A 16,328-nucleotide genomic window follows, 5' to 3' on the forward strand; every position below is an offset into this window, starting at 1 on the left:
TAACAATGAGTGGCGACTTCCTCGCACTGGCGCAACCAGGCGTGCAACAACTTTCGCCTTACGTTCCGGGCAAGCCCGTGGACGAACTGGCCCGTGAGCTGGACATCGATCCGGCCACCATCGTCAAGCTGGCGAGTAATGAAAACCCGCTGGGCGCCAGCCCCAAGGCGCTGGCGGCGATTCGTGACGAGCTGGCGGAATTGACCCGTTATCCCGATGGCAACGGTTTTGCCCTCAAATCCCTGCTGGCCGAACGCTGCGGCGTGGACATCCAGCAGGTCACTCTGGGCAACGGTTCCAACGACATCCTTGAGCTGGTGGCGCGGGCCTATCTGGCGCCCGGACTGAATGCGGTGTTCAGTGAGCACGCCTTTGCCGTCTATCCCATCGTGACCCAGGCGGTGGGAGCTGCCGCGCGCGTGGTTCCGGCCAGGCATTGGGGGCATGACTTGCCGGCCATGCTCAAGGCCATCGATGAGCAGACCCGTGTGGTGTTCATTGCCAACCCGAACAACCCGACCGGTACCTGGTTCAGTGCTGAGGAGCTGGATGAGTTTCTTCAGGATGTCCCGGCTCATGTGCTGGTGGTACTGGACGAAGCCTATATCGAGTACGCCGAAGGCAGCGACCTGCCGGACGGCCTGGACTTCCTGGCGGCCTACCCGAACCTGCTGGTATCGCGGACCTTCTCCAAGGCCTACGGCCTGGCGGCCCTGCGGGTCGGTTATGGGCTCTCGACCCCGGTGGTGGCGGATGTACTGAACCGAGTCCGCCAGCCGTTCAACGTCAACAGCCTGGCCCTGGCGGCGGCTTGTGCCGCGCTGCAGGATGCGGACTACCTGGCTGAGAGTCGCCGTCTGAATGAGGCGGGCATGCAGCAACTGGAGGCGGGTTTCCGTGATCTGGGCTTGAGCTGGATTGCGTCCAAGGGCAATTTCATTGCCGTGGATGTGGGGCGCGAGGCTGCCCCCGTGTTTCAGGGCTTGTTGCGCGAAGGGGTGATTGTGCGTCCGGTGGCCAACTACGGGATGCCTAACCATTTACGCGTGACCATCGGCTTGCCGGCGGAAAACACGCGTTTCCTTGAGGCTTTGGCCAAGGTTCTGGCTCGTGGTTGATGTCATTCCAACGCAATCTGCTGAGCCTATGATCGGTCGCCTGGTGGTGATCGGTCTGGGATTGATTGGTGGCTCCTTCGCTAAGGGGTTGCGCGAAAGTGGCGTGTGCCGCGAAGTGGTCGGTGTCGATCTGGATCCCCAGTCCCGCCAGTTGGCGGTTGAGCTGGGGGTCGTGGATCGTTGTGAAGAGGATCTGGCTCTGGCTTGCCAGGGAGCCGATGTGATTCAACTGGCCGTGCCGATCCTGGCCATGGAAAAGCTTCTGGCGTTGCTGGCCAGGATGGATCTGGGGCAGGCGGTGCTGACTGATGTCGGCAGTGCCAAGGGCAATGTGGTGCGCGCGGCACAAGAGGCGTTTGCCGGCATGCCGGCGCGCTTCGTCCCCGGGCATCCGATTGCCGGCTCCGAGCAGAGCGGTGTCGAAGCCTCCAATGCCCAGTTGTTCCGTCGCCACAAAGTGATCCTGACGCCTCTGGAGCAAACCGATCCGGATGCGCTGGAGCTGGTCGACAGGCTTTGGCGTGAGCTGGGAGCGGATGTTGAGCATATGCAGGTCGAGCGCCATGACGAGGTTCTGGCGGCCACCAGTCACTTGCCGCACTTGTTGGCATTCGGCCTGGTGGATTCGCTGGCCAAGCGCAGTGAAAATCTCGACATCTTCCGTTACGCTGCGGGCGGTTTCCGCGATTTCACGAGAATCGCCGGCAGCGACCCGGTCATGTGGCACGACATCTTCCTCGCCAATCGCGAAGCGGTTCTGCGCACACTCGATACATTTCGCAACGACCTCGACGCCCTGCGCGATGCGGTCGATGCAGGGGACGGGCATCAGTTGTTGGGCGTATTCACTCGCGCCCGGGTTGCCCGCGAGCATTTCGGTAAAATCCTGGCCCGCCGGGCCTATGTGGACGCTATGAACTCCAACGATCTGATTTTCCTGGCAAATCCTGGTGGCCGCCTGTCTGGGCGGATTCGTGTACCGGGCGACAAGTCGATTTCCCACCGTTCGATCATGCTCGGCTCCCTGGCTGAAGGCACCACTGAAGTCGAGGGTTTCCTCGAGGGTGAAGATGCCTTGGCCACGTTGCAGGCATTTCGCGACATGGGAGTGGTCATCGAGGGGCCGCACCATGGGCGTGTGACCATCCATGGGGTGGGGTTGCATGGCTTGAAGCCAGCACCGGGCCCGATCTACCTGGGCAACTCCGGTACTTCGATGCGTCTGCTTTCCGGTTTGCTGGCTGCACAGAGCTTCGACAGCACTCTGACGGGGGATCCTTCTCTGTCCAAGCGCCCAATGAACCGTGCGGCCAATCCGCTGCGGGAAATGGGGGCGGTGATCGAGACTGCGGCCGAGGGGCGCCCACCGATGGTGATTCGCGGTGGTCACAAGCTCAAGGGGCTGACCTATACCTTGCCGATGGCCAGTGCCCAGGTTAAGTCGTGCCTGCTGTTGGCCGGTTTGTACGCTGATGGGAAGACCACCGTTACTGAGCCTGCGCCGACTCGTGATCACACCGAGCGCATGCTGCGCGGCTTCGGCTACTCGGTGAATGTCGACGGTGCAACTGCTTCGGTTGAATCCGGCGGCAAGCTCAAGGCGACTCATATTGAGGTGCCGGCAGATATCTCCTCCGCAGCGTTCTTCCTGGTCGCCGCGTCGATCGCTGAAGGTTCGGAGCTGGTACTTGAGCACGTAGGGATCAACCCGACCCGCACTGGCGTAATCGATATCCTGCGGCTGATGGGGGCTGATATTCGTCTGGAGAACCAGCGCGAAGTCGGCGGTGAGCCTGTTGCGGATCTGCATGTGCGGGCTGCCAAACTCAAGGGCATCGAAATTCCCGAGGAATTGGTGCCGCTGGCAATCGATGAGTTCCCGGTGCTGTTCGTCGCGGCAGCCTGCGCTGAAGGCCGCACTGTGTTGCGCGGCGCCGAAGAACTGCGGGTCAAGGAGTCCGACCGCATCCAGGTCATGGCTGATGGCTTGCTGGCCTTGGGGGTCAAGTGCGAGCCGACTCCGGACGGCATCATCATTGATGGTGGGCAGATCGGCGGGGGTGAAGTGCATGGTCACGGCGATCACCGTATTGCCATGGCATTCAGTGTTGCCTCGTTGCGGGCCAATGCGCCGATTCGTATTCATGACTGCGCGAACGTTGCGACTTCGTTCCCGAATTTTCTCGCGCTGTGCGCGCAGGTGGGGATTCGGGTTGCACAAGAGGCTCAGTCGTGAATATCAAGGCGCCTGTAATCACCATCGACGGGCCTAGTGGTTCTGGCAAGGGCACCATTGCTGGCAAGTTGGCCAAGCATTTGGGCTGGTGCTTGCTGGATTCCGGCGCTTTGTACCGGTTGCTGGCGTTCGCGGCACGCAATCATGGGGTCGACTTGACCAATGAAGAGTCGCTTAAGTTGCTGGCGGCGCATCTTGATGTGCAGTTTCTTGGAGCCACTGAACATCATCCGCAGAGGATCATTCTCGAGGGTGATGATGTAACTGATGATCTGCGTAATGAGCAGGTTGGTGCCTGGGCTTCTCAGGTCGCGGCGCTGCCGGCCGTGCGTGATGCTTTGTTGCAGCGTCAGCGAGCTTTCCAGGAGCCGCCGGGGCTGGTAGCGGATGGTCGCGACATGGGCACTGTGGTGTTTCCGGATGCACCATTAAAAATTTTCCTCACTGCCAGCGCCGAGGAGCGTGCTCGTCGGCGTTACTTGCAGTTGAAGGGGAAGGTCGATGGTGTTAGTCTGTCGAGTCTGCTAGATGAGATTCGTGCGCGCGATGAGCGCGATACCCAGCGAGCGGTGGCCCCGCTCAAGCCGGCGGCCGACGCCATACAGCTGGATTCTACGGAGTTGTCCATCGAGCAGGTGTTGCAACGCATTCTGAGCGAGATCGCCATTCGCGATATCGCCGGGTGAACAAGGAAGATCGCGGGGGACCAGTCATAGTCCTGCGATCTTTCTTTTATATGAACGTAACCCACATTGTCTGGGATGTGGCAGATGGGCGTATTCTTCGCCCTTATCAACAGGAATTAAAATGAGCGAAAGCTTTGCGGAACTCTTTGAAGAAAGCCTAAAAACCCTGAACCTTCAGGCAGGCTCCATCATCACCGGTGTTATCGTCGACATCGACTACCAAGCGCGTTGGGTAACCGTTCACGCTGGTCTGAAGTCTGAAGCACTGATCCCGCTTGAGCAGTTCTACAACGATGCTGGCGAACTGTCCATCAATGTTGGTGATGAAGTTCACGTTGCTCTGGATTCGGTTGAAGACGGTTTCGGTGAAACCAAGCTCTCCCGTGAAAAAGCCAAGCGCGCTGAATGCTGGATCGTTCTGGAAGCAGCCTTCGCAGCCGAAGAAGTGGTCAAGGGCGTTATCAACGGTAAGGTTAAAGGCGGCTTCACTGTCGACGTTAACGGCATCCGTGCGTTCCTGCCAGGTTCTCTGGTTGACGTCCGTCCAGTGCGCGACACCACGCACCTGGAAGGCAAAGAGCTCGAGTTTAAGGTCATCAAACTCGATCAGAAGCGCAACAACGTTGTCGTTTCCCGTCGTAGCGTGCTCGAAGCCGAGAACTCCGCTGAGCGTGAAGCTCTGCTGGAATCCCTGCAGGAAGGTCAACAAGTCAAAGGTATCGTCAAGAACCTCACCGACTACGGCGCATTCGTTGATCTGGGCGGCGTCGATGGCCTGCTGCACATCACCGACATGGCTTGGAAGCGCATCAAGCATCCTTCCGAGATCGTCAACGTTGGCGACGAGATCGATGTCAAGGTTCTGAAGTACGATCGCGAGCGCAATCGTGTTTCCCTGGGCCTGAAGCAACTGGGCGAAGATCCATGGGTCGCCATCAAGGCTCGTTACCCAGAAAGCACTCGCGTTACCGCTCGTGTAACCAACCTGACCGACTACGGCTGCTTCGCTGAGCTGGAAGAGGGTGTTGAAGGTCTGGTACACGTTTCGGAAATGGACTGGACCAACAAGAACATCCACCCTTCGAAAGTCGTACAAGTCGGCGACGAAGTGGAAGTTATGGTTCTGGACATCGACGAAGAGCGTCGTCGCATCTCCCTCGGTATCAAGCAGTGCAAGTCCAACCCATGGGAAGACTTCTCTGGCCAGTTCAACAAGGGCGATAAGATCTCCGGCACCATCAAGTCGATCACCGATTTCGGTATCTTCATTGGTCTGGACGGCGGTATCGACGGTCTGGTTCACCTGTCCGACATCTCCTGGAACGAAGTTGGCGAAGAAGCCGTACGACGCTTCAAGAAGGGCGACGAGCTGGATACCGTCATCCTGTCTGTTGACCCAGAGCGTGAGCGTATCTCCCTGGGCATCAAGCAGCTGGAAAGCGATCCGTTCTCCGAGTACGTACAAGAGAACGACAAGGGTGCAATCGTTAAGGGTGTTGTAAAAGAAGTTGACGCCAAAGGCGCCATCATCACCCTGGCCAACGACATCGAAGCTACTCTGAAGGCCTCTGAAATCAGCCGTGACCGCATCGAAGATGCGCGTAACGTTCTGAAAGAAGGCGAAGAAGTTGAAGCCAAGATCATCAGCGTTGACCGTAAGAGCCGTGTAATCCAGCTCTCGATCAAGTCGAAAGACGTTGAAGACGAGAAAGAAGCTATCCAGAGCCTGCGCGACAAGCCAGCTGCTTCGGATATCGCTGCTGGTCCTACCACTCTGGGCGACCTGCTGCGTGCACAAATGGAAAAGCAGAACTAAGTTCTGTCAGACCATAAAAAGGGCGACTTCGGTCGCCCTTTTTTATTTTGGTAATACTTGAGGTGAAACTGCGAAACCAACCTGCTGAATGGATTGTCTCTTTCTTAAGCGAGCTGATTGCATATAGAGGGTTAGTCTTGGCCCTATTGGTGTGTTGTTCGAGCGGCTTGAGTCGCATAAGGAAGAGCATAATTAGATTAGGTGTAATCGTTTTGCTTCTTCTGGGTAGATGTACGACTAATGTGACAACCCATGCGGTTCGTGGGGGGGGGGCATAGAAATCGACTGCTCGGGGCTTGGGGCAAGCTGGGAGGGGGGGGGCTATCAGTGAGCGGCGCTTGAGTGTAAGGCTCGCGGTTATAAGGTCATCACAAAGTCCAGCGATGCTAAAGAAGAGAGGGAGGACTACCCTTTCGGTTGGAATCCTGCAGTCTATTTAACTAGAACCATGCTGGTGATGTGTCGTTCGTGGGAGTCTATTGCTGAGGCTAAGAATGGAGAGGGCGATTGAGGCGGCAAGTCTGCGCCTGGGCTGTTCAAAACCTTCAGGGCATGCTAAAACCTTCTGAGCACTTGACCTAGCTGCTTGAAAAAGAAGGGAAAAACATGACGAAGTCGGAGTTGATCGAGCGAATTGTCACCCATCAAGGACTGCTCTCATCCAAGGATGTCGAGTTGGCCATCAAGACCATGCTTGAGCAAATGTCTCAGTGTCTGGCTACTGGTGACCGTATTGAGATTCGCGGTTTTGGTAGTTTTTCGCTCCACTATCGTGCGCCCAGGGTTGGGCGCAATCCCAAGACGGGCCAGTCAGTGAGTCTGGATGGGAAGTTTGTACCGCATTTTAAGCCCGGGAAGGAGCTTCGTGATCGTGTGAATGATGAGGATGAGTTGTGAGTTTTAAATTAAGCAAGATGTAGAAGGAGATGATTTATTTATTATAAAATATCTGTAAATTGAGTCTATCAGGTGTTTTTGTTTTGTTTTTTAGACAAGCGTAGTTTTATTAAGAGTTTTCTGGTCATGTTTTTGATTGTCAAGTCAGTATCTTTCTACTCAATATGACTTTTTGATTTAGTTGTAATATTTCTAGGTTCCAATGTTGATGATTCTGAAGTCTCTAGGCTGTCATCAGAACGGTTTGTGTTTTTATATAAATCTAGAGCTATATCTTAAGTGAGCCCTTGGCTTTAGGAGGGGTTGTGTTTTTTGGTTTAACTTTATTATATGGTTTCGACTGATGACGTTAGTTCGTGCGGGCTTATTAAATGCCATTGCGGTACTTATTAAGATTCTGACGTTGTTAGGAGTTAATAAACTTCTAGCTATGTATGTAGGTCCTGGCGGATATGCGGTATTGGGGCAGTTTCAGAATGCTATCCAGATAATTACCACCTTTGCCACAGGAACAATAAATCTTGGTGTAACAAAGCTTACTGCCGAATATGTAGATGATGAGGCTAAGCAGCGAAGTGTGTGGAGTACTGCCGCATTTATAGTTTTATCTGGCTCGGTTATTGCGACGTTATTTATATTGGTTTTCAACGAGCAGTTGGCATTTTTCTTTCTTAAAGATAGAAGTTATGGTGGTGTATTTGTTTGTTTTGGAATCTCTCTTGTCTTTTTAACAGCTAACACTTTGTTGTTGGCAATACTTGTGGGTAAAAAAGAAGTTTCGCGGTATGTTTTAGCAAGCATTTCAGGAAGCTTGCTTTCTCTCCTAGTGACATCTGTGATGTCTGTTAAGTTTGGGCTTTATGGGGCGCTGGTAGCGCTTGCAATTTACCAGTCGCTAAGTTTTTTTGCTACGCTACTTTTGTGTTGTAAAGAAAGTTGGTTTAAGGTTTCTTATTTCTTCTGTGGTTTCAATAAGTCTATTGCAGCTAATTTGAGTAAATATGTGTTGATGGCTTTAACAACAACTATTTGTGCTCCGGTTAGTTATATGTTTGTTCGGGACTTTATTGGAAATGAGTTTGGGTGGCAGGCCGCAGGGTGTTGGGAAGCAATTCTGCGTTTAAGTTCGGCGTCCTTGATGCTGGTTTCAACCACATTAGGGATCTATTATTTGCCAAAAATTACCCAGTTAAAAAAGGTTTCGGATATAAAAAAAGAGCTGTTTCATGTTTATCGTATTGTGCTTCCAGTAGCTGTCTTAGGGTCTTTTGTTATCTATGTGCTTAGAGACTATATTGTATTAATTTTGTTTACTAAAGACTTCTATCCGATGCGTGATCTCTTCTTCTGGCAGATGTTTGGTGATGTGCTGAGGGTTGGTGGTTGGATGTTTACATATATCATGCAGGGTAAAGGCATGGTGAAATTATATGTTTTATCTGAGGTTGTTTTTTCTGCTAGCTTTGTGGTCTTGGCGTGGCTGTTAATGAAGGTTTTTGATGTGCAGGGTGTTGTTATTGCTCATTCTATTAATTATCTTTTTTATTGGGTGGTGATGGGGTTCTTGGTTTGGCGAAGGGTTTGTCGCACGGCTATCTAGTTTTTTTGTTAATTTTTTAGTTTAGATCGATTTTTATCTTTGTTTAGGTTTGTACTGAAGGTTGTTGGGGGAGTGGAGTTGAGCGAAAAGATAATCATGCTTCAAGGAGGGTTGGGAAATCAGCTTTTCCAGCAGGCTTGGGCAAAATACATTCAGGCGGTATTGGGTGGTTCAGTTTTTTGTAATAGCGATAGTTTGCTAGAGAAAAAAATGCACAGTGGTATTAGGCTTTCTGATCTCATTGAGTTTAATCATGATGAAGAAGTTGAAAGCTGTATTTTTTTTAAATCTGGTTTTTTTTCTAAGGTTTTAAGGTTTGCTGCAAGAAAACTGTCAGTCAACAAGATAAATAAATATTTGCTTTATGATTATGATGCGAATTTTAGTTTTGAAAATGCTTTTGCTGCGGCGTCGGTAAAGTATCATCTTGGTTATTTTCAATACGTAGAAAGTGCGTTGTCTGTTCGCGATGACTTTAGGCTGGAAATAAAAAATAGGCACCAGGAATTAATATTAAAAGGACTGGAGATGTATTCGGGGGCGGTTGGGGTCCATGTCCGTAGGGGCGACTTCTTGGCCTCGAAAGATCCGCGTCACCAGGTTATGGATGAAAACTATTATCTAAAGGCTATCCAGTCATTTAGTGATAGAGATTTTATGATCTTTACGGATGATAAAGAATGGTGTGAAAAGGTCTTTAAAGGGCATAGTTTCAAGATCTGTGGTCTGTTAGATCGAAATGTCAAGCCTGCTATCGCAGATTTTTTGAGTTTAATGTGTTGCAAGGATTATATAGTTGGGACAAGTACTTTTGCTTGGTGGGCTGCTTTCCTAAGTTTCAATGAGAGGCCGTTGGTTTATATGCCTCAAGTCAATTTACCTTTTCAGTCGGCTAGAAGTAATGAGCTGATTGGTTGGGATTATATTTTGCACGAGTAGGTTTTAAGGGATGGGTATGAAAAAAATTGCGCTTATCACTGGTGTAACTGGTCAAGATGGCTCTTATCTTGCTGAGTTTCTGCTTGAAAAAGGCTATGAGGTTCACGGAATAAAGCGACGGGCATCATCTTTTAATACTCAGCGTGTAGACCATATATACCAAGATCCACATGTAGATAACAAAAATTTCGTATTGCACTACGGTGATCTTACAGACTCATCCAATCTGACTCGAATTATTCAAGAGGTTCAGCCGGATGAAGTCTACAACCTGGGTGCTCAATCTCATGTTGCTGTCAGTTTTGATTCTCCAGAGTATACGGCTGATGTTGACGCTATGGGTACGCTCCGGATTCTTGAGGCAATTAGATTACTTGGCCTAGAGAAAAAAACTCGTTTCTATCAAGCTTCGACCTCCGAGCTGTATGGTTTGGTTCAAGAGACACCTCAGAAAGAGACAACTCCATTCTATCCTCGTTCTCCATACGCTGTAGCAAAACTATATGCCTATTGGATAACCGTGAACTACCGCGAGGCATATGGAATGTATGCCTGTAATGGAATTCTGTTTAACCACGAGTCCCCGCGGCGGGGGGAAACATTTGTTACCCGTAAAATTACCCGTGCCCTTGCCAATATTTCCCAAGGCCTGGAAAGCTGCCTCTACCTAGGCAACATGAATGCCTTAAGAGATTGGGGGCATGCAAAGGATTACGTACGGATGCAATGGATGATGCTCCAGCAAGAGCAGCCTCGAGATTATGTAATAGCAACCGGCGTGCAATATTCCGTCCGTGATTTTGTTCGTTGGTCGGCAGAAGAGTTGGGGCTGACGCTGAGCTTCGAAGGTGATGGAGTTGATGAAGTAGCGGTGGTCAGCGCCATCACAGGTGATAAGGTTCCCGCCTTGAAGGTGGGCGATATTATTGTTCGGGTTGATCCTAGGTACTTCCGTCCGGCTGAAGTGGAGACGCTTCTCGGTGATCCTGCAAAGGCAAAGAGTGAGCTTGGCTGGGTTCCGGAAATTACAGTACAAGAAATGTGCGCTGAAATGGTTCGTGAGGATCTAAAAGTTGCTCAACGTCACGCGTTGCTGAGGCAAAACGGACATGAAATACCAGTGGCTGTGGAGAACTGATTAATGTCTTATAAGCTGCAGGAGAAAATTCTTGTACTCGGCTGTCACGGCATGGTCGGCTCCGCTATTGTGCGTGAGTTAAGCCGTAAGGGTTACGAGAATGTATTGGCTGTTGGGCGAAGTGAAGTAGATCTATCCTGTCAAAGAGAAGTTGGCGATTTTTTTGCAGAACATCGAGTTGACCAGGTTTATTTGGCTGCCGCCAAGGTCGGTGGAATTCAAGCCAATAATAACTATCCTGCAGAGTTTATCTATCAAAATTTGCTGATTCAGACGAATGTGATCAATGCTGCGCATATGAATAATGTGCAGAAGTTGCTATTTCTAGGTTCTTCGTGCATCTATCCAAAACATGCAGATCAACCAATGCGTGAAGAGGCGTTGCTCACCGGGTTGCTCGAACCAACTAATGAGCCATATGCGATAGCAAAAATTGCAGGTATAAAACTCTGTGAGAGTTTTAATCGGCAGTATGGTCGGGATTATAGGAGTGTAATGCCGACAAATTTATATGGCCCATTGGATAACTACCATCACGAGAATAGTCATGTAATACCAGCTTTGCTGCGTCGCTTTCATGAGGTGGTAGCGCAGGGCGGGGACGAAGTAGTGATTTGGGGTAGCGGCAAGCCAATGCGGGAGTTTCTGCATGTGGATGATATGGCCTCAGCAAGTGTTCATATACAGGAGTTGAGCTTGGAGGAATACCAGGCCAATACTGAACCAATGCTCTCTCATATCAACGTTGGAACAGGTGTGGACTGCACTATTCGTGAGCTAGCTGAAACCCTTGCCAAGGTTGTGGGGTTCAAGGGTGAGATTAAATTTGATCACACCAAACCGGACGGTACCCCAAGAAAGCTGATGGATGTGTCAAAGCTAAGAAAAATGGGATGGCAGGCTAAAATAGGCCTTGAAGATGGACTGCGTGATGCTTATCGATGGTTCATAGAGAACGAGAAGAATCTCAGACTCTAGCTCATGTGAAGTAAGCCATAGCCTCTCTTCCTTTCTATCGGGAGAGTTGCCTGAGATCTGAAGAGGATATGCTTGAAATGCATGCTCATTCTCGCATAATGTCCGAGGGTTCTGATTTAACTTTCAGTCAGCCCATTGATTGAGCAACCTTTTCAAAAGTCGGTGGTTTTCGCAAGACCCACCGGTTTTATCTTGAAACCCGTCACGGTGCTGTTTTTTGTGGCTCTGCTGACTTAAGGCAAAAACAAAGGCGATATTGATGTTTGTTCCAGTAATTATGGCGGGTGGCTCGGGCTCTCGTCTCTGGCCTCTGTCTCGGCAGCTGCATCCAAAACAGTTCTTGCCGCTCTTGGATTCGAACCGTTCTATGCTTCAAGCAACCATAGGCAGGTTGCATGGATTGGATCATCAGTCGCCTTTGTTGGTCTGCAGTGAAGATCACCGTTTTCTTGCTGCGGAGCAGTTAAGACAAATAGGTCTTGATAATGCAAAAATTCTTCTGGAACCGGTGGCACGTAACACTGCCCCAGCCATAGCTCTGGCTGCTCTGCAGGCGATGGCCGATGGTCAGGATCCTATATTGCTGGTTTTAGCAGCAGATCATTTGATCGCTGATGATAAAACCTTCCAAGAAAGTATAAAAAAGGCTGAAGCTTTAGCTGAGCTTGGTAGCTTGGTTACGTTTGGCGTTGTTCCAACTAGCGCGGAGACTGGGTATGGTTATTTGCAAAAAGGTCCAGCACTGCAGCAACACGGGTTTGCAGTAGCCAGATTTGTAGAAAAACCAGACAAGACTACTGCTCAGCATTACTTGGACAGCGGAGAGTATTTTTGGAATAGTGGTATGTTCATGTTTAAGGCAAGTCGCTATTTGCAGGAGCTCGATAAATTTTGTCCAGAGATTGCTTCTTGCTGCCGAAATGCGCTTGCTGCTGGTAGCCAAGACATGTTTTTCAGCCGAGTAGATAGCCATATATTTACGACCTGTCCGGACGACTCCATCGATTATGCTGTTATGGAAAAGACGGATGACGCGGTAATGGTTCCGCTTGACGCTGGTTGGAGTGATATTGGCTCTTGGTCGGCACTTTGGGACGCCGAGGAAAGAGACAGCAAGGGTAATCTGCGGAAAGGTGATGTTTTTACTCTTGATACGACGAATTGCTATATAAAATCCGAAAATAGGTTTGTTGCGGCTATTGGTGTTGATGATTTGGTAGTGGTCGAGACAAAGGATGCCGTGCTGGTTTCCAAAAAAGATAAAGTTCAAGATGTCAAGAGGGTTGTGGACTATCTTCGAAGCAAGAATAGAGATGAACATATAGTTCATAAAAAAGTTTATCGGCCTTGGGGAGAGTATGATGCTATTGGCGCTGGGGAACGCTATCAAGTCAAGCGTATAACGGTAAAGCCAGGGCAAAAACTCTCTGTTCAAATGCACCACCACCGTGCAGAACATTGGATAGTCGTAAGTGGTACGGCTAAGGTAACCAATGGAGAAAAGACCTACCTGGTAACAGAAAATCAGTCTACCTATATACCTATAGGAGGGATACATGCCTTGGAAAATCCAGGAATTATTCCTTTGGAGCTGATTGAGGTCCAGTCCGGGTCATATTTGGGGGAGGACGATATAGTTCGTTTTTCCGACCAGTATGGGCGTTGCTAAGATGACGGCGATCCATCCAATGTTTAGCGTTGTAATGTGTTGCAATCGCGACGACGGCTTCTTGTTCAAGGCAATTGAGAGCGTTCTAGAACAAAGTTACAGCGATTTTGAGTTTGTCATAGTTTTGAATCGTTGCACTGATCAGCTCTATGAGTCGGTTGTAGCTATCGATGATCTTAGAATTGTCTTGCTTCGCACGGAAATAGGACAGTTGTCTTTCAATCTTAATGTAGGTGTGAATGCGGCGAAGGGAAAATACATTGTCAGATTTGATGCTGATGATGTTTGCCATGTTGATCGTCTTAAAAAAACCTGTGAGTTGATTGAAGAAAATCCCGATCTTGATATGTTGGCGGGGTCTTGCAGACTTATCGATGAAGCTGGAACTATAACTGGTTCTAGAATCTTGCAGTCGGAAGATTGGCGTAGAAAGCTAAAATATAATAATCCATTTATCCATCCCGCAATGGTGATCAAAAGAGATCTGATCCTGGCCAATAAAGGCTACTTAGGCGGATATCAAAGTGAAGACTATGACTTATGGATCAGGCTCTCGAAAGTCGAGGGTCTTAAATGTGTATTTACTGGTTTTCCAATGATTGACTATAGGATTTCGGCTTTTCAGTCAAAAGGCAGCAGGCTCGCCTATTCTGAAGTGGCATCTTATTTTTTTAGAGAGTTTTTGATACGGCCAGATTTGCAGAGCTTTATTGGTCTTTTTCTGACATCTCTGAAAGCATTTTTTAGATCAAAAAAATAAATTTATGTGCAAGTGAGGTGGGTTTTGAAAAAAGTCCTTATCACCGGAGGTGTAGGGTACATTGGCTCTCATACTCTTGTGGAGTGTCTCCAACAAGGTTATGAGGCTGTTGTGCTGGACAATCTGGTGAATAGCTCCTCTGTAGCTCTTGATCGTGTCGAGGAGATTACAGGTAAGCGCAGTACTTTTTTTGATGGGGATATTCGAAACTCTGCTCTCCTTGATGAAATATTTAAAGCTCACAAGATTGATTGTGTCATTCATTTTGCCGGCTTGAAAGCTGTTGGGGAAAGCGTTGCTGAACCATTGAGCTATTATGATTGCAATGTAAATGGAAGCCTACAGCTTTGTCAGGCGATGAGTCGTGCCAAGGTATTCAATCTGGTGTTCAGTTCTTCTGCTACTGTTTATGGCGATACTTATCAGATGCCCCTCAAGGAGGAGTTTCCGGCTAAGTCACCAATCAATCCGTATGGCCGTTCAAAGTATATCGTTGAGCAGATTCTGCAAGATCTTGTTTTTGCAGATCCAAGATGGTCGGTAGCTGTCTTGCGATATTTCAATCCTGTTGGTGCGCACCCAAGTGGCTTGATAGGCGAAGATCCTAAGGGTGTTCCAAATAACTTATTTCCTTATGTCAGTCAGGTTGCAGTTGGGGCCCGAGATAAGGTTTCGATTTTTGGTAATGATTACGACACTGCTGATGGGACTGGTGTTCGAGATTATATTCATGTCATGGATTTGGCTCGTGGACATATAGCTGCATTAGAGTTCTTGCAGAAAAATGATGGAATCCATACCTGGAACTTGGGTACTGGTAAAAGTTACTCAGTGCTCGCGATCGTTGATGCTTTTCGGCGTATTACGGGGGCTAATATCCCTTCTGAGTTTCTTCCTCGGCGCCCGGGTGATTTGGCCGAGTGTTGGTCTGATCCCAGCAAAGCCTGCAAGGACTTAGGCTGGTCGGCGACCTTGGGCTTGGATGCAATGGTCGCTGATAGTTGGAGGTGGCAGAGTAAAAACCCTTCTGGTTATAGATGAAGGCTCTGCAGGGTGATGCGGCATCCTGGCTGGATTTTTGAGCATGCAAGATGTAGCGCATTAGGCGCGACAGGATTAAAATTCAGCTTTGGCTTTTTATAAGTTGGCTTTGGTATTTTTCAAAGCGTCACCCCGGGGGCAACAGGTGTCGAAAAAGAGTTTAAAGGTTGCTAGAGTTTCTACAGTTTCATTTTTTATTATTACGCAATTAAAGACTCAGCTTAATGATTTGAGTCGCTCGGGCGTTGAAGTAACAGCTATCTCCAGTTTTGATGAAATGAGTGAGGTGTTGGTCAGCGATAAAGAAATAAAATTTACTCCGGTAAATATTGAGCGGAAAGTTGATCTTCTAAAGGATCTGTATGCTCTTTTTTGCTTGGTGAAGATATTTTTTAAAGAAAAATTTGATGTCGTTCATTCAACAACGCCTAAGGCTGGCTTGTTGTGTGCCATTGCTGGTTTCTTTACTCGAAACCCTGTTCGATTACATACTTACACCGGGCAACCCTGGGTCACTATGACTGGGCTCAAACGCGCAATTCTAAAAGCGTGTGATAAAATTATTGGTGCTCTGAATACTCACTGCTATGCGGATAGTCATAGCCAGATGGAGTTCCTCATATCCAATCGAGTTATAAAGAGGAGCAGAATATCTGTTTTGGGTGAGGGGTCAATAGCTGGTATTGATCTAGAACGCTTTAATCCTGAACGCTATAGTACTCAAGCAAAAAATGAATTGAAGGGCGAACTTTGCCTGGGCGAAACCTGCAAGATCGTTTTATTTGTCGGACGCATAGCGCAAGATAAGGGTGTTGCCGAGTTGCTCGCGGCATTTGCTGGCATTCTTTCCAAGGATAAGGATGTTGCTCTTGTTCTTGTTGGCCCATTTGAACCTGAAGGCGAGTCCATTATCGACAGTGCTTCTGAGGAAGTGAAGCGCCATATCCGAATTGTCGGCTATTGCAATGAGCCCGAAAAGTATATGGCTATTGCAGATTTTCTGTGTTTGCCGAGCTATCGCGAAGGATTTGGGACAGTCATCATCGAGGCCGCTGCCATGGGGATTCCTGCTGTGGGAACGGATATTTACGGTCTGTCCGATGCAATACAAGATGGCGTGACCGGGGTGCTGGTGAAAGTCGCTGATCCAATATCCTTGGAGCGTGGAATCTATTCTTTGCTCAACTGGCCAGAATTAAGATTATCTATGGGTATTGCAGCCCGAAGTAGGGCAGTTAACAAGTTTGACTCGTCATTGTGCTCTGAGCTTTTGATGAAAGAATACAAGGAATTTCTAGGTGATGATTTTTGAGAGTTTATTTGACCTGGGCTTTATATATTCCTGAGGTATGTGTTGTAATTTAGATGGTTGATATGTGATTTGTATTTCGATCTGTCGTTTAAAGGTTTTTTAAAATTAATAATGACCAATGGTTAGCGTTTTTCGAGC

At 48.9% G+C, this 16,328-nt stretch carries 13 protein-coding genes and 1 pseudogene; all 14 read left to right on the top strand.

Going from position 1 to position 16,328, the window contains the following annotated elements; translation table 11 throughout:
• The first annotated feature begins 5 nt into the window (after positions 1 to 5).
• The 14 genes and pseudogenes from hisC (at position 6) to BLV47_RS08400 (ending at position 16,190) form a co-directional block, all read left to right on the top strand.
• Positions 6 to 1,118, top strand: a complete 1,113-nt coding sequence (hisC, locus tag BLV47_RS08335) for a histidinol-phosphate transaminase (RefSeq protein WP_092312032.1) — start codon at positions 6 to 8, stop codon at positions 1,116 to 1,118.
• A gap of 28 nt (positions 1,119 to 1,146) precedes the next feature.
• Positions 1,147 to 3,354, top strand: a complete 2,208-nt coding sequence (locus BLV47_RS08340) for a bifunctional prephenate dehydrogenase/3-phosphoshikimate 1-carboxyvinyltransferase (protein ID WP_244168845.1) — start codon at positions 1,147 to 1,149, stop codon at positions 3,352 to 3,354.
• Positions 3,351 to 4,040 (top strand): (d)CMP kinase, encoded by a 690-nt coding sequence (cmk, locus tag BLV47_RS08345; protein WP_092312038.1) that lies wholly within the window; start codon positions 3,351 to 3,353, stop codon positions 4,038 to 4,040. Before BLV47_RS08340 ends, cmk begins: the two co-directional genes overlap by 4 nt.
• A 121-nt stretch (positions 4,041 to 4,161) precedes the next feature.
• A complete protein-coding gene (rpsA, locus tag BLV47_RS08350) occupies positions 4,162 to 5,856 on the top strand; it encodes a 30S ribosomal protein S1 (protein WP_007931318.1) in 1,695 nt (564 codons plus the stop codon).
• 188 nt (positions 5,857 to 6,044) lie between these two features.
• Positions 6,045 to 6,367: pseudogene (locus BLV47_RS36485) on the top strand (hypothetical protein).
• Positions 6,368 to 6,462: 95 nt separating this feature from the next.
• Positions 6,463 to 6,753 (top strand): integration host factor subunit beta, encoded by a 291-nt coding sequence (gene ihfB, locus BLV47_RS08360; RefSeq protein WP_092312041.1) that lies wholly within the window; start codon positions 6,463 to 6,465, stop codon positions 6,751 to 6,753.
• A gap of 343 nt (positions 6,754 to 7,096) precedes the next feature.
• Positions 7,097 to 8,353 (top strand): O-antigen translocase, encoded by a 1,257-nt coding sequence (locus BLV47_RS08365; RefSeq protein WP_092312044.1) that lies wholly within the window; start codon positions 7,097 to 7,099, stop codon positions 8,351 to 8,353.
• A 78-nt stretch (positions 8,354 to 8,431) separates the two neighbouring features.
• Entirely contained in the window at positions 8,432 to 9,292 is an 861-nt protein-coding gene (locus BLV47_RS08370) for an alpha-1,2-fucosyltransferase (protein ID WP_143038246.1), read from the top strand.
• A gap of 16 nt (positions 9,293 to 9,308) precedes the next feature.
• Positions 9,309 to 10,430 carry a GDP-mannose 4,6-dehydratase gene (gene gmd / locus BLV47_RS08375; RefSeq protein WP_208605250.1) on the top strand — a complete coding sequence of 374 codons (1,122 nt, stop codon included), beginning with the start codon at positions 9,309 to 9,311 and terminating at the stop codon, positions 10,428 to 10,430.
• 3 nt (positions 10,431 to 10,433) lie between these two features.
• Positions 10,434 to 11,408, top strand: coding sequence for a GDP-L-fucose synthase (gene fcl, locus BLV47_RS08380; protein ID WP_092312053.1), 975 nt, complete (start codon positions 10,434 to 10,436; stop codon positions 11,406 to 11,408).
• A gap of 259 nt (positions 11,409 to 11,667) precedes the next feature.
• Complete coding sequence (locus BLV47_RS08385; protein WP_092312057.1) at positions 11,668 to 13,077, top strand: mannose-1-phosphate guanylyltransferase/mannose-6-phosphate isomerase; 1,410 nt, start codon at positions 11,668 to 11,670, stop codon at positions 13,075 to 13,077.
• Between the two features lie 19 nt (positions 13,078 to 13,096).
• Positions 13,097 to 13,837, top strand: a complete 741-nt coding sequence (locus BLV47_RS08390) for a glycosyltransferase (RefSeq protein ID WP_279626589.1) — start codon at positions 13,097 to 13,099, stop codon at positions 13,835 to 13,837.
• 24 nt (positions 13,838 to 13,861) lie between these two features.
• A complete protein-coding gene (gene galE / locus BLV47_RS08395) occupies positions 13,862 to 14,878 on the top strand; it encodes a UDP-glucose 4-epimerase GalE (protein WP_092312063.1) in 1,017 nt (338 codons plus the stop codon).
• Positions 14,879 to 14,966: 88 nt separating this feature from the next.
• Positions 14,967 to 16,190 carry a glycosyltransferase family 4 protein gene (locus BLV47_RS08400; RefSeq protein WP_244168847.1) on the top strand — a complete coding sequence of 408 codons (1,224 nt, stop codon included), beginning with the start codon at positions 14,967 to 14,969 and terminating at the stop codon, positions 16,188 to 16,190.
• The last annotated feature ends 138 nt before the right edge of the window (positions 16,191 to 16,328 follow it).

It is taken from the genome of Pseudomonas saponiphila (genome assembly GCF_900105185.1).
Classification (GTDB): domain Bacteria; phylum Pseudomonadota; class Gammaproteobacteria; order Pseudomonadales; family Pseudomonadaceae; genus Aquipseudomonas; species Aquipseudomonas saponiphila.